Consider the following 14123-nt stretch of genomic DNA (forward strand, 5'->3'; position numbering starts at 1 on the left):
TTTACTTACAAATGTTCTTTTTCATAAGACCCCAAAACCCGGTACTAATCATAGATATAGTAAATATAAACTGTCTTATATATATATTTTCTCTAAAACCATAATACGCTTGTATCAACTTTCCATTTTTCTTTAAGAAATACCAATTGTTACAAATTGTATCATAATACCATTTTAATTGTCCTCGGCCGTGCGCTCCTCCCGTTGCTATATGTCGAGGCAAATTTATTTGAATAGCCCGAGAATCAAACATAATCTTCGCTCCCGATAAAGTACAACGGATAAAAAAGTCCGTTTCCTCACGATACGCATTTCCTTTATAATTTATATCAAACATAACTTGTTGTGCTACTTTTTTCTCGACTAAAGCAGCTGCCTGGCAAAAAGGAACTTCAATCGGTACAGAAGTTGAGTAAGTGAAATTTGCACTAATCTTACGAACATCTACTATTTTTTTTATAGTAGAACAATTAACATTCATCAAACGGACATAATCATCAATTCGATTATTATATTTCAAGGGTAAGTAAAGTGCTTTTGCTCCGCAAATTTGTGCTTGAAATCGTACTAATGTTTCTTTCAAGAAACGGATAGAACCTGGATATAAAATACTATCATCATCCCCAAAATATATATACTCACTTTTTGCTAATTGAATACCAACATTTTTAGAATAGGTTTGTCGTAAGTTTCTGAAATTTCTAGTATATCGAATCTGAGGATATTTTTTTTGAAGTTCCAAAATTACTTCTTGTGTATTATCTGTAGAACAATCATCCACAACTATAACTTCTACTACATCTTCTTGCAAATAAGTAGGCAAAGTTATAGGTAATAAATTTGCCCTATTATAAGATGGGATAATTACCGATACATTCATTTTATATCTATGCTTAAATCATGAAACAAACCCATCCATTTGTCAATTAAACTAACTGGAGTATATTTACGACTATTCATCACAGCAGCATTAGCTATCTGATAAATAGTATCGTAATTACTCATCAAATATTCCGCTTTATCTTTAAATGCATAGAGATTATTATTGGGGACAACATATCCATTAACTCCTGTTTCGATCATATCGCATAGTGATTCAAAACTGTTCATAACAATAGGAACACATGCATATTGAGAGGCTTCCATCAAAACCAAAGGGAATCCCTCATAGGCACTTGTCATAAAAAGGATTTTTGCTCGCTTATAATATGATTCCGGTTCAACATATCCTACCATATTAACGCGCTGTAATTGCAATTTAACAATCAAATTCTTAATCAAATCAAAATCCTCACCCTCTCCAATAATATCTAAACGCCAAGACCTTAAAGATATATTTTGCTCTAGTTCTTTCCATATATTTAAAGCCATTGAGATTCGTTTGTTTGAATCACTGATACGTCCTACTATTATCACTAAATTTTCTTTCTTTCCATACTGTTCGATATCAAAAAACGAAGAATAAGATAAGGGATTAGCTATTACTCTATTTTTAGGACTATTTCCTAATTGACATCTAAATTTTTCAGAAAGGGTAACATATGCATCACATATCTGCATATTCTTTTTGTGATGATAATACCTTTTCAAATTTACATAAAAATAATATAACAGAAATAATATCCTACGAATATCCACCCACTTTTTTCGAGTACTATATACTATTGTTTTCAAAGACATCCACGATAAATATATTTGTCCATGGTGTAAAGTAACCAATGAAACAGAAATCTCTGCTTTTACTTTTTCACACAATTCCATACTATCAGAAGTAGTGTCATGATTAAACAAAATTGAGATATTTTTTTTCACCAAATCCTTTACAAGGAAATTTTTATTAGTAATAGAAGTAATAATTTCCTTATCCGGCAACGGAATTATCTTAATACTATTATCCAATGGATAACAAGGGCTTTCAAATTTCTGTTCAAAAGAATAAATAACAACCTCTTCTCCTTGACTAATTAATTCATTAGCTAATATAGATATCACCCGTTCTACTCCTCCTAAAGCAGGAAAATATTTATAAATAAACGCAATCTTCATGGGTGTTTCATATATTATTATTTGAGTTCTTGCTTTAACTTAGCCCAAAAACATTTACCCAATAAACTCCACCCTCCTGCAATAATCATTGCTAAAAAGATGAATAAGATAACATATACTTTTCTGCTCATTCCTGAGCTTAAACGAGGTACCACTGCTGGTTCTACTACTGCAAACACAGGTTTTGCTTCCTGTACCTTGGCTCTAGCTACTTGTAACTGATTAGCCACTTGACTATACACTTGATAAGCCAAACTCATATCATTTTGTAACCGTTCTTGCTCCGTCCGTACACTTTGAAGTATTAAATTATCATGAGAGTCAACATAGTCTGCATATTTTTTTTGAGCAAGATAGTATTCCTGTTGTCGTTCTTTAAACAGTTTTTCTAAATAAATGCAGTCTTCCGTGGCTTTAGCTATACGATAATTAATTATATAATTTTGTAGTTTACGAACAACTGAATCTGCAATTACAGTAGCAACTTCAGGATCTTGTAAAGTTACCAAAACTGAAGTTATAGCCGTTTTTTTATCCATAGATGCTCTTACATTTTTCTTCAAGAAATTTATTTTTGCAGTTTCTTTCTCTGTTAATTCTATTATTGACTGCCTTCTTTCATGCGTAGTTTCTCCCTCATCCACAAACAAAGATTTTACTCCACTGATAATTATCCCAGGTAAACCAATGATATAATTCCACCAAGGAGTAGATAAGTTTTCTAAATAAGTTTCGAATGTTGTGCTCACTTTTTCATCAGAAGGAGTCACTTTTATATGGAAAAGCCCAAGCAAAAAAGGTGTAGAAGATACAATATCAGCAGAAAGTGAAGCATTTAATGCGTCTGTAACATTTCCTGTTGTAATCTCACTACCCAAAAAGGAAGCAGCAAGTCCAGCGATACCATTATTTCCCTTTGTACTCCCCATCTCAGGAGAAAGAGTTACCTTTACAGTATATTGCTTAGGAATACTTATTGCAACAACAATGCCTATAATCAATCCCACTCCGGCAGCTTTATATAAAATCTTACGGATACCAATAACCTTACGCAAAATATCAAGTAGATCTATTTCAAATTCATCTGCCTTAACTTTATCACGCTCCATGACTTCTTTATTTTTTGATTAGATTAGCAATAGAAGCAATCATCATCCCTATTGAACTAAACGAAGTTGCATAAGCTAAAAGATTACCTACATTTGTCTTTTTCTTAGCCTTACTAGGCACAATAATCTCACATCCAGGCTCTATCTGTTTCTTACCACTACCTTTCACTTTCGCGACCTGACCATTCATATAAACTATGAATTTCTTACTCTTCTTCGCATTTTCAGAGTATCCACCGGATTGATTCAAATAGTAGTCTACATTCTTACCTTCCATATAAGCAACTGTATTCGGAACCATTACAGCACCATTGATAGTAACTGTATTATTAGTCTTCGGAATAGAAACAACATCGCCTTCACGTAATACAAGATCTGCCGTACTTCCCGGTTTAGCCAATGCTTTTTCCAAGTCGATGCCGACTGTGAATGTATTCTCAATACGAATACCCAAAGAATCAATCATCGCTTCGCCCAATTGCCTGCTCATTAAACGAATCACATCACCCATGCGTTTCTTTTCGCTAGCGTTAGCTACACGAGTCAGTTTCGCACCACGTAGGTAAGCGTAGTTCGTTGCACCACCGGCTTTGTTGATTAAATCCGAAAGGCGTTCTTCACGGCTGGTCATCGCATAAGAGCCACCGAAAAGGATTTCACCTTCAATAGCTACATTTTGTTGCGGCTGATAGCCGGGACTTCGACGTACATAAACCTCATCATAAGGTTGGAGTACAAATCCCGGCTTCCCATCCACCACAAATCCCTCTTTCAAAGAAAAAGTATATATCTGACCAATTGTATCGTTGTCTACCGTACTTCGGGGGTTCTTGATTCTGCGGGATACATCCACACGGACAACCGAAGCTGCTTCACGCAAACCACCTGCCTGGATGATAAGGTCTTCAAGAGTCATATTATCAGCATAGGGATAAGAATCCGGCTTGGCTACTTCACCGTGGATGACAACATCACCTTTATCTTCCAAGTCGTGGATACTTGGGATATAGAGGATGTCATTCTTCATTAGGATGATATTGGGGGAAGTACCATCCATTATGGCTTTGATGTCTACCGGGATAACTTCACTGGTCAGGTCTTCGCGTTGGCGGTAAAGGACGGCACGGTTCAGGAACGCATCACCCGTAAGACCTTGTGATTCGTTGACGAGTTCGCGGATTGTGTTCAGTTTACCGTTCAGTTCATAAATTCCCGGGCGATAGACTGCACCACGGATTTCGAGTTTGTTAATGAAACGGTTAAGGATGGCTTCGGCTGTAACAACATCACCGTTTCGCATTTTATAGACGCTGTAATCCAAGTCTTTGACTGTATTTACTTCGTACTCCTGACCATTCTGACGTACTACACGCAGTGAACGGGTGTAGGCATCCGCTTCGAAACCACCGGCATAGCTGAGAAGGGTAGATAAGGATTCGTCTTTTTTCATTTCGAAACGCATGGAGCGTTTCACTTTTCCGTCGATCTTTACCAATACTTCGTAGGCGGGGACGATAATAACATCACCTTCCTGGAGACGGATATCGTCCTGAATGTTTCCTTTCAGTATGAATTGGTAGACATCAATTGTGGCGATGTTCTTACCGTTTCTGACCAGTTGGACATTGCGAAGGCTTCCTATGTCACTGACTCCGCCTGCACGGTAAAGTGCATGAAATACAGTGGCAAAAGAAGAAAGGGAATACGTGCCCGGTTGTACAACTTCGCCCATCACGTTGATTTGAATCGTACGTATACTACCCAGGGTCAGACGGATATCCGAGGTAGGGTCGGTTGCGCTGTTAAGGCCGTTGTATATCTTATTTAAAGTTTTCTTGAGATAGTCGTTGGCTTCGGCGATGGTCATACCGTTCAGGTTGACAGGGCCGATTTTCTGAATGTTGATGGTGCCATCAGGGGAAATCTGCTGCCGGATAGTATTCTGGCTCGCTCCCCATATGTCGATAATCACTTCGTCACCCGGGCCGAGACGGTAGTTCAAGGGAGTGGCGATGTTCACACTAGGTTCAAAAGTCAGGTTTCGGGTATTGAAGATATTTCTGCCGAAAACTTGGTTGCCACGGTCGAGGTCTTGTGTGCTCGGGTGGTCTTCCTGCATGTCGGAAGTATTTTCTTTCGTTTCTTCACGCAGACGCGACTCATTAATATCAGTGCCGGTGGCATTGGAAGTATTTACATTGTTCTGACGTTCATACAACTGTTTCACACGCATCGCCTGTTCCTTGGTCACACCTTTGCGGGCTAGTTCCGAGGCTAGTTGTTTTTGTTCTTTTCCTTGCTTGATGCCATCTTTCACATATTCAAGGACTTGGGAATCACTCATGCTTTGAGCCAGCAAAGGAGAGGCCCCCCCTAACATTAGAATGAATAGAAACGCAGTAATCTTTTTAGATAGTGTCATTGGTGTTTTTTGTAGATTCCACATAACCGATTGGCATGTCCACGCAAGCACAGCCAAGCATATTTAAACGGACGGCGATTTTACTCTTGCCCCCTATCGTGACGAGTTCGCCGACAAGACCTCTGAGAGGGCCTTTGATGACACGGACTTTCTCGCCACGTGCCAAAGGAGAACTGTTCATACAAATTGCTTCGTCGGAATAATCGAGCATGAAACGAAAACGAGCCATCTGCTCATCGGGAATAACGGCAGGAGTGCTTTCACCACGCATCACCATATAACGGCTGACCGTGGAAAAACTTAGAACTTCCTTGCGTTCTTTAGGATCAGCATGTACAAATACCATCATCGGAAGCAATACAGTATTGACTACCTTACGACGGTCGCTCCATTGATGTATCTCTTGCTGGACGGGAACGAAAGTATCGATTCCCATCTTGAACAAACGCTCGGCAACCTTCTTCTCGTGATGCATACGAACCAGTGCTACATACCAGCGTTTTGAGTGTGCTACGCCTTCCCCTGTCCCACAACCGGGCGCGGCGCTAATAGACTTTTCCTTTGCAAAAATCATAATTTTTTACCCCATGTTTATCTGTTACTTCTTAGGTAACGGATTTTTATTTGCTACAAAGATAGAGAAAAATAATAATAGGAAACAAGCAATAAACTTCTTTTTTTCCTTTTTCTTTCAAATATGTCCACATAAAGTTTCTGAACATGAGGAATAAGCTCTTCATGCTCTGTGAATTTCTATTTCCTAACCTCAAAAAGCGTCTGTCTTGGAGTCCGGATAACCATATCTTTTCTTCCCTCATGTTGTTTTTTTTCCTTTTTATTGCTGTTGTATGCGTTCTGCATGTGTATTGTCCGTTACCTAAGAAGTAACAGATTCACTAAATCCCTAAACCCTAATACTTTAGTTGAATTATTCAGAGCATTCTAAAACTCTTCACGTAAGAATAATTCATTTTATTTACTTTTGTTCTTTCTTCTAATTCAAAGCCTTTTAAATAGATCTGTGTTGTCTTGATTGATTTATGTCCCAGCGATTCGCTTATCATCTCGATAGGAACTCCCCTGTATTTCGCAGTAGTAGCCCATGAATGCCGGAGTGTATAAGAAGTGATGGACGAGCGTATCCGCAACTGTCTTGACAGGCACTTCAAGTCATTATTAAACCGTCTCAAAGCCGTCTGATACTCGCGGTATGCCTTTTCATCCGTTCTCTTATATTCTCCGCTTAATATTCGGAAAAGATAGTTGGGACGATTATCGGGATACTCCTCATTATATCCGTTACACAAACGGGCAATGGCATCCTGTGCCGAATCCAGAATCTCGAGACTCATGGGCGTACCGGTCTTCATACGGTTGTACTTCAAAAGTCCCTGCTCAACGTTAGATTTCTCCAAATGGGCAAAGTCGACAAACGGCATACCGCAAAACTGGAACAACAGACTGGCAACAGCTTGTGTGCGTCGCAGTTTCTCCGTCTTAGGGTCTTCGTTAAGCAAGACATGAAGTTCACGTATCGGAAGCGCCCTCTTCTGACGGGTATCGACACCCGTAAAGACATCCCGGAACAAACCGGGCACATAAGGAGCCTGACGGATATCAACTCCCCGGTTGTAGATACAACGCAACATACGCATATACGTAGAAATCGTATTAGGCTTCAGATGAGAAGCCGCCAAATAGTTGCTATACGCCTTCAACGTATCGCGATTCACCCTACTGAAAGCGATGAATTGACTTCCGCAAAATTTCGTAAAGGAACGGATAGCATGTTTATACACATGAGCCGTTGAATAACGACCCTCCCTTCGCAAACGATCTATATATTCGTTTGCACAATTAGTAAATTGCTTTTTCTTCATAAATAAATAATTACTTATCTAGTTAGTCATCAAATGACGGACGGAATATAATAAGATTATAGATAAAATAAGTTGCCATTTCAGAATTACTCACTGTTTTCAACTGATTTTCGAATATTTTCTAAAAAAATAAGAACGGCGATGCAGTATTCCGAGAATCTCCGCATTTACCCTATAAAGCCAAGAAATAAAAAAGATAATCAGACCTATATCATAAGACCTAAAACCTGAGCTTAACAAGTGGGGGAAAAAACAAAAAAGAGAGAGAGTTTTTTATTTAACGTCCCCAAAAAAGAAACCCCTGCTAACTTTAAAGTTGGCAGGGGTTTTATTTTAGATACTGAGTTTATCTTTAAACGCCATTATTATCTTTAAACATCAGGCGCCATTACCTTTTTACTTGCAGTATTTCTTAATCAGCTCATCCACGTTCGGATCACCCAATTCCTTAGCTTTCTTGAAGTTTCCGCAAGCCTCGTCCGTCTTTTTCAACTGTATCTGGCAGAGTCCCAGCAAACGGTAGGCTTCGCCATATTTCGGGTCTGTTTTCAGGATATTATTCAGAATTTGAATAGCTTCCTCATAACGTCCTACACGCAAATTGACGACAGCATTTTCAGCCTGGTAAGTCAAGTCGGTGGGATTCAGTTCGACAGCTTTGGCAATATCGTCCAATGCACGTTGATACTGGCGTGCTTTCAAGGCAGCCTGTTCACGATAATAATAGAATACATCGTTCACCTGGCCGTTGACAGCTTTAAAATAAGCGTCGTAGTCGAACATAGCGTTTCGTGGCTGGTTGGCGTTCATATTCATTTGTGCACGTTCCAGCAGATAAGGAGCGAAGTCCGCCGTAATGGGTTGCGGACAACGGGCGATACAACTATCCAACAGCACCAGGACTTCTTTCGGGTCTGCTTTCATCAACTCTTTTGTTTTGGCAGCGCTGAAGAACGTACCGGGAGAAGCGATATTGCTGGCATTTACTTTCTCGTAAGCAGCCAAAGCTCCGGCATAATCCTGTTGGGCAAATAAGATATCACCTTCCAATTGGACATAAACAGGCAGCGGGTCGATAGTGATGGCCTGACGTACATTCTTCAAAGCAGTGTCATATGACCAATCCTTATACGGTTTCTCCGGTTTCGACAGTTGGTAAGCGTACATCAGCTTACCTATATTATAATATACATCATCTTTCTTCTGAGCTACTTTCAACGCTTGGTTAAAGTCGGCAACGGCCTTATCGAACCAAGACTGGTCGTCCTTGCCCTTAGCTACATAATAATTCGCACGGCGAAGATAACCATCCGCATTCATCGGGAACTGACGGATAAAATCATCCAGCAGCTTTCCGTAATCTTCTTCCGACAGACTTGAAGAAGCCATGAACAGATATACCAACGCCTGGTCTTCCGTTTCGGGCAGACCTTTGCGGATACCTATGCTTTTCAGTGCCGCATCTCCCAAAGAAAGGGCGCTAATCTTTTGTGACATGGCAAAGGCAGCTCCTGCGGCATAGCAAGTAGTCACCGTGTCAAGACCGGATGATTTCTGTGCAATACCGAACACCTGGCCATCCACGTTCATCACCGGACAGCTCACCATCTTGTCTTTCATCTGCATGCTCAACGTATAGTAATGATATTCGCCCGCCACTTTGGAAACCTCTTTCACTTTACCCGATACACAAGCAATACTTTTCTGTGTAGAATAAGGAAGCATCCACGCGTCGGCTCCCACTGCCGGAGCAGTATTCGCCACAACCAACGCAGACACCTTCTTTTCAGTAATAGCTACGCGGAACTTGATAACATCATACATATCATTCGCTCCCAATATTGTGCTGACAGGCATTTGTTTGCCTTCGGCCGTGATAACCACCGCACGTTCGGCACCTTTAAAGAGAGAGTAGTCGGACAACGCCAACCCGTCTTCGGATACAAAAAATCCGTTTCCGGTATTCAGCATTTTGTCGTTTTTGTCATAAGTCACCACCGAGAAGACAGCGCGTTTCGCCTTCTCTACCCATTTAGGGGTTTGTGCCATGCTTCCCTGTGCAAGGAAGATGAACAGTAAAGGTAGGATTAAAATCTTCTTCATATCACTCGTTGTTTCTTTGTTTCACACCTTCGTAAATCAGGATACCGGCGGCAACAGACACATTGAGGGATTCGATGGTTCCCAACATCGGTATCTTCACCCATTCGTCGCAGAGTGCCAGGTTATCATAAGACACACCCGTATCTTCCGCACCCATAATGACGCACAACGGCCCTGTATAATCGGCTTTCGTATAGTCATAATCCCCTTTTTCGGTAGCAGCCACGATGCGGAAACCGCTATCTTTCAGGAATTTCAGCGTCGTGCGCAGACTCTGTTCGCGACATACGGGAAGCGTATGCAAGGCTCCTGCCGAGGTTTTCACGGCATCGGCGTTCACCGACACGCTGTTACGGGCAGGAATAATCACCGCGTCCACACCGGCACATTCGCAAGTACGGGCAATCGCGCCGAAATTGCGCACATCGGTTATCCCGTCCAGCATCACGAAAAACGGATTCTTACCCTGCTCAAACAAGAAAGGAACCATATCTTCCGTCTTCTGATAGGTCACAGAAGAAATGAAGGCAATCACACCCTGATGATTCTTGCGGGTGATACGGTCGATACGCTCTACCGGAACACGCTGAACAGGAATCAGCAGACCATTCAAAGCCGCAAACAGCTCTTTGGAAAGTTCACTCTGAATGTCTTTCTTCACAAGGATTTTATCAATCTCTTTTCCAGCCTGAATGGCTTCTATCACGGCACGAACGCCGAAAATCATTTCACTTTTATCTATCATCGCGGTTATTTACTATTTTCTATTTACCAGTTACTATTTGTCGGTTACTAATCGCTAATTACTATTTAACAGAGCTTTGGCGTTACTAAGGGCTGCTTCGGTCAGTGTGGCGCCACTCAGCATATGAGCGATTTCCTCTACCCTCTCCGCGTCGGTGAGACGGCGGATATGGCTGTTGGTTTCCGTATCACTGTCTTTCTTATATACCTTATAATGCGCGCATCCACGGGCGGCAATCTGCGGCAGGTGGGTAATGCTGATAACCTGGCGGTTCTGTTCGCCCATCTCCTTCATCATATCCGCCATGCGGTCGGCTATTTCGCCGGATACTCCCGTGTCTATCTCATCAAATACGATAGTCGGCAACTTCACGGCTCCGGCAATCATGGCTTTGATGGAAAGCATGACGCGGGCTATCTCACCACCGGAAGCTACGGAAGAGATATTCTGCAACATACCGTTCTTATTGGCGGAGAACAGGAAGCTGACCGTATCTTCTCCCTGCAAGCCCGGTTCTTTCTTGAGTCCCATTTCCACCTGGAAACGGACGTTCGGCATTCCGAGCGGAATCAGTCGGGCAGCCAATTGCTTTTCCACTTCACGGGCAGCCTTTGTACGGGCTTTCGTGAGCAGTTCGGCCTGTTGTTTTACTTTCGCATATTGTTCATCCTTGCGGGCGGTCAGTTCGGCGATACGTTCATCGTAAGAAGTGATGTCGGACAGCTTGCGACGGTATTCTTCCGTCAACGCTATCAACTCGTCAAGCGTCTGCGCATGGTGTTTCTGTTGAAGGGAATAAATCAGGTTCAACCGCTCGTTCACTTCGTCGAGACGCACGGGATTGAACTCTACGGAGTCACTTTGCGAAGAAACTTCGTGCGAAATATCTTTCAATTCGATATAGGCGCTTTCCATGCGTTCGGTAAGTTCCTTGGCGGGTTGATAGACTCTTTGCAGACTGTTCAGCGTATTCAGGCTATCTTTCAGGGATGAAAGCAAGCCGCCTTCGTCCGAGAAAAAGGATTGTTCCACTCGATAGAGTCCCGCCTTGATTTCTTCCGCATGGCTCAACATTTCAGCTTCCTGCTCCAACTCTTCCTGCTCACCTTCGGAAAGGTGGGCATCTTCAAGCTGTTCCAGTTGGAAACGGATGTAATCTTCATCGGAACGGCTTTTCTCCGCCAATGCCATCAACTCCGCCAGTTCGCGCTCGGCCTGCTTCCACTCTGCATAACGGGCATGGTATTTTTCCAATGCGGCGTCATTATGTGCCAGGATATCGAGCACGTTCAACTGGAAACCTTCTTTATTGAGCAACAGGTTCTGATGTTGTGAATGTACATCAATCAACAGTTCGCCAAGCTCCTTCACCTGCGACAGCGAAGCGGGAGTATCGTTGATAAATGCCCGGCTCTTGCCGGATGCCTGCACTTCACGGCGCAGGATACACTCCTCGTCATATTCCAGTTCGTTGTTCTCAAAAAACGGGCGCATGCCATAGCCCGATATATCAAAACGAGCTTCTATTATACATTTAGAAGCTCCACGGCGAATCGCCTTCACATCGGCACGCTGTCCCAACAGCAGACCGATGGCTCCAAGAATAATTGATTTTCCGGCTCCCGTTTCACCTGTTATAACGGAAAAACCTTTGTCGAAACTAATATCCAGTTTCTCTATCAACGCGTAATTCTGAATGTATAGTGAACGTAACACCTTTCTTTAAATTTAAGAATTAAATATTAAGAATTGGACGACATAACCGCTACCAAACGGTCGATAATGTCTTGCGCCACTTCCGTTTTCGGTTTCAGCGGATAGTCCGTGCGACCTTTCCGGTCGATGATGCTGATTTTGTTTGTATCGTGACGGAAGCCTGCTCCTACGTCGTTCAGCGAATTGAGCACGATAAAGTCGAAGTTCTTGCGTTCAAGCTTTCCTTCGGCATTCTGCTGTTCGTTATTCGTTTCGAGGGCAAAGCCTACCAACAACTGGCCTTTTCTTTTCGTAGCTCCCAAACTGGCCGCAATATCTTTCGTTGCCCGGAGACGCAGGGGCAGTTCTTCTTCCTTCTCCCGTTTAATCTTCCTGTCGGCCACCTTCTCAGGACGATAGTCGGCTACTGCCGCGCAGAGGATAGCAGCGTCGGCATCGGAGAAGCAGGCTTGCGAAGCCGCATGCATTTCTTCCGCCGATTCCACATCGACACGGCGGATACGGGAATGTTTCGTTTCCAGTTGTACAGGGCCTGCTATCAGCGTCACTTCCGCACCACGGCGGGCACATTCTTCCGCCAGGGCAAATCCCATCTTTCCCGAAGAATAATTGCCGATGAAACGGACAGGGTCTATCTTTTCGTAAGTCGGGCCGGCCGTTATCACGATTTTCTTTCCTTGCAGTTCGTCGCTTGCCGAAAAGAATTCATCCAGGGCACGGATAATCGCTTCCGGTTCTTCCATGCGCCCCTTCCCTACCAGATGGCTGGCAAGTTCTCCCGTCCCCGGTTCGATGATATGATTACCGAACGAGCGGAGTATATCCAAATTCTTCTGTGTGGAAGGATGGGCATACATATCGAGATCCATCGCCGGAGCTACAAACACCGGAGCTTTGGCCGAAAGATAAGTCGTTATCAGCATATTGTCGGCTATCCCGTTTGCCATCTTGCCGATGGTAGAGGCGGTGGCCGGCGCAATCAGCATGGCATCCGCCCACAAGCCGAGGTCTACGTGGCTGTTCCACGTTCCGTCGCGCTGGGCAAAAAACTCACTGATGACCGGTTTGCTGGTCAGAGCCGAAAGAGTGATGGGAGTAATAAATTCTTTTCCCGCCGGAGTAATTACGACCTGCACTTCCGCTCCTTGCTTAATGAGTCCGCGGATGATGTAACAAGCCTTGTACGCGGCAATACTGCCGGTAATTCCAAGAATTATCTTTTTTCCTTTTAGCATTATTTTGTAATCAAATTACTCATTTCACGCAGACGGATTTTTGTCAATGTCGCCTTCGTATTCAGCGTGAAGTCACTGTTCAAAATCCAACTGTAATATCCGGGGTCTTTCTTCAGAACCTCGGCTACAGACATTCCTTTGTACTTTCCGAAGTTAAACACTTCCACCCCATTGTCGTCGTACACCATGCGTCCGGCAAAGTCTACATTCTTGTTGTAACTGGAATAGTCCGCCAGGAACGCAATATCGTTCTGAAGGTCGGAATAGCGGTCGAGCTGTGCTTTCAGCACTTCGTAGGTAGCCCGTGTGTCCGCTTCCGCGGTATGGGCATCTTCCAGGTTCTTGTCGCAATAGAACTTGTAGGCGGCAGACAGAGTGCGTTGTTCCATTTTGTGGAAAATCACCTGTACGTCTACAAATTTGCGCTTCGTCATGTCGATGTCTACGCCGGCACGCAGAAATTCTTCCGCCAGCACCGGAATATCGAAACGGTTGGAATTGAATCCTGCCAGGTCGCAGCCTTCGATGTCACGGGCGATATTCTTTGCCACTTCCTTGAAAGTAGGGCAATCCGCCACGTCGGCATCATAAATGCCATGTACTTCGGAAGATGCTTCGGGGATATGCATTTCGGGGTTGATACGCAAGGTTTTTGCTTCCTCATTCCCGTTCGGGTAAACTTTCAAATAGCAGATTTCAACAATCCGGTCTGTGTTGATATTGGTTCCGGTCGTCTCAAGATCGAAAAAGACGATGGGGTTTTTCAGGTTTAATTTCATTTCTTGTTATTTTATTGGGCCACCACAGAGGACGCAGAGGACACAGAGGGTTATTTAATAATAAATATTCAAATTTATCCTCTGTGTC

At 43.0% G+C, this 14123-nt stretch carries 11 protein-coding genes; all 11 read right to left on the reverse strand.

All coding sequences use genetic code 11. The annotated features are described in order from the left end of the window. Position 1 precedes the first annotated feature (1 nt). The 11 genes from BQ7997_RS01530 to BQ7997_RS01585 all read right to left on the reverse strand — a co-directional run bounded on the left by BQ7997_RS01530 (position 2) and on the right by BQ7997_RS01585 (position 14035). Positions 2 to 880, reverse strand: a complete 879-nt coding sequence (locus BQ7997_RS01530) for a glycosyltransferase family 2 protein (protein WP_073342868.1) — start codon at positions 878 to 880, stop codon at positions 2 to 4. Continuing rightward, complete coding sequence (locus tag BQ7997_RS01535; protein WP_073342871.1) at positions 877 to 2046, reverse strand: glycosyltransferase; 1170 nt, start codon at positions 2044 to 2046, stop codon at positions 877 to 879. Before BQ7997_RS01535 ends, BQ7997_RS01530 begins: the two co-directional genes overlap by 4 nt. A 17-nt stretch (positions 2047 to 2063) precedes the next feature. Next, on the reverse strand, positions 2064 to 3155 hold the full coding sequence (locus tag BQ7997_RS01540; RefSeq protein WP_073342873.1) for a chain-length determining protein: 1092 nt from the start codon (positions 3153 to 3155) through the stop codon (positions 2064 to 2066). Positions 3156 to 3162: 7 nt separating this feature from the next. Next, complete coding sequence (locus BQ7997_RS01545; protein ID WP_073342876.1) at positions 3163 to 5577, reverse strand: polysaccharide biosynthesis/export family protein; 2415 nt, start codon at positions 5575 to 5577, stop codon at positions 3163 to 3165. Further along, a complete protein-coding gene (locus tag BQ7997_RS01550; protein WP_073342878.1) occupies positions 5564 to 6151 on the reverse strand; it encodes a UpxY family transcription antiterminator in 588 nt (195 codons plus the stop codon). The genes BQ7997_RS01545 and BQ7997_RS01550 overlap by 14 nt, the downstream gene beginning before the upstream one ends. A gap of 358 nt (positions 6152 to 6509) precedes the next feature. Further along, the gene (locus BQ7997_RS01560) at positions 6510 to 7457 is read right to left on the reverse strand and encodes a tyrosine-type recombinase/integrase (RefSeq protein ID WP_073342881.1); all 948 of its coding nucleotides are present in this window, start codon (positions 7455 to 7457) and stop codon (positions 6510 to 6512) included. 396 nt (positions 7458 to 7853) lie between these two features. Then, positions 7854 to 9560: a serine protease gene (locus BQ7997_RS01565; RefSeq protein ID WP_073342883.1), complete on the reverse strand. Its 1707-nt coding sequence runs from the start codon at positions 9558 to 9560 to the stop codon at positions 7854 to 7856. A 1-nt stretch (position 9561) separates the two neighbouring features. Further along, positions 9562 to 10305: a 23S rRNA (guanosine(2251)-2'-O)-methyltransferase RlmB gene (gene rlmB, locus BQ7997_RS01570; protein WP_022137822.1), complete on the reverse strand. Its 744-nt coding sequence runs from the start codon at positions 10303 to 10305 to the stop codon at positions 9562 to 9564. Positions 10306 to 10359: 54 nt separating this feature from the next. Then, positions 10360 to 12021, reverse strand: coding sequence for a DNA repair protein RecN (gene recN, locus BQ7997_RS01575; RefSeq protein ID WP_073342886.1), 1662 nt, complete (start codon positions 12019 to 12021; stop codon positions 10360 to 10362). Positions 12022 to 12047: 26 nt separating this feature from the next. Next, positions 12048 to 13256, reverse strand: coding sequence for a bifunctional phosphopantothenoylcysteine decarboxylase/phosphopantothenate--cysteine ligase CoaBC (gene coaBC / locus BQ7997_RS01580; RefSeq protein WP_073342889.1), 1209 nt, complete (start codon positions 13254 to 13256; stop codon positions 12048 to 12050). Further along, positions 13256 to 14035: a 3'-5' exonuclease gene (locus tag BQ7997_RS01585; protein ID WP_022137819.1), complete on the reverse strand. Its 780-nt coding sequence runs from the start codon at positions 14033 to 14035 to the stop codon at positions 13256 to 13258. Before BQ7997_RS01585 ends, coaBC begins: the two co-directional genes overlap by 1 nt. Between the last annotated feature and the right edge of the window lie 88 nt (positions 14036 to 14123).

The organism is Bacteroides congonensis (assembly GCF_900130125.1).
GTDB lineage: Bacteria > Bacteroidota > Bacteroidia > Bacteroidales > Bacteroidaceae > Bacteroides > Bacteroides congonensis.

Bases quoted from the DNA above. Each gene is read 5' to 3' on its own strand.
- BQ7997_RS01530 (WP_073342868.1), bottom strand. From the start codon at position 880: ATGAATGTATCGGTAATTATCCCATCTTATAATAGGGCAAATTTATTA.
- BQ7997_RS01535 (WP_073342871.1), bottom strand. From the start codon at position 2,046: ATGAAGATTGCGTTTATTTATAAATATTTTCCTGCTTTAGGAGGAGTA.
- BQ7997_RS01540 (WP_073342873.1), bottom strand. From the start codon at position 3,155: ATGGAGCGTGATAAAGTTAAGGCAGATGAATTTGAAATAGATCTACTT.
- BQ7997_RS01545 (WP_073342876.1), bottom strand. From the start codon at position 5,577: ATGACACTATCTAAAAAGATTACTGCGTTTCTATTCATTCTAATGTTA.
- BQ7997_RS01550 (WP_073342878.1), bottom strand. From the start codon at position 6,151: ATGATTTTTGCAAAGGAAAAGTCTATTAGCGCCGCGCCCGGTTGTGGG.
- BQ7997_RS01560 (WP_073342881.1), bottom strand. From the start codon at position 7,457: ATGAAGAAAAAGCAATTTACTAATTGTGCAAACGAATATATAGATCGT.
- BQ7997_RS01565 (WP_073342883.1), bottom strand. From the start codon at position 9,560: ATGAAGAAGATTTTAATCCTACCTTTACTGTTCATCTTCCTTGCACAG.
- rlmB (WP_022137822.1), bottom strand. From the start codon at position 10,305: ATGATAGATAAAAGTGAAATGATTTTCGGCGTTCGTGCCGTGATAGAA.
- coaBC (WP_073342889.1), bottom strand. From the start codon at position 13,256: ATGCTAAAAGGAAAAAAGATAATTCTTGGAATTACCGGCAGTATTGCC.
- BQ7997_RS01585 (WP_022137819.1), bottom strand. From the start codon at position 14,035: ATGAAATTAAACCTGAAAAACCCCATCGTCTTTTTCGATCTTGAGACG.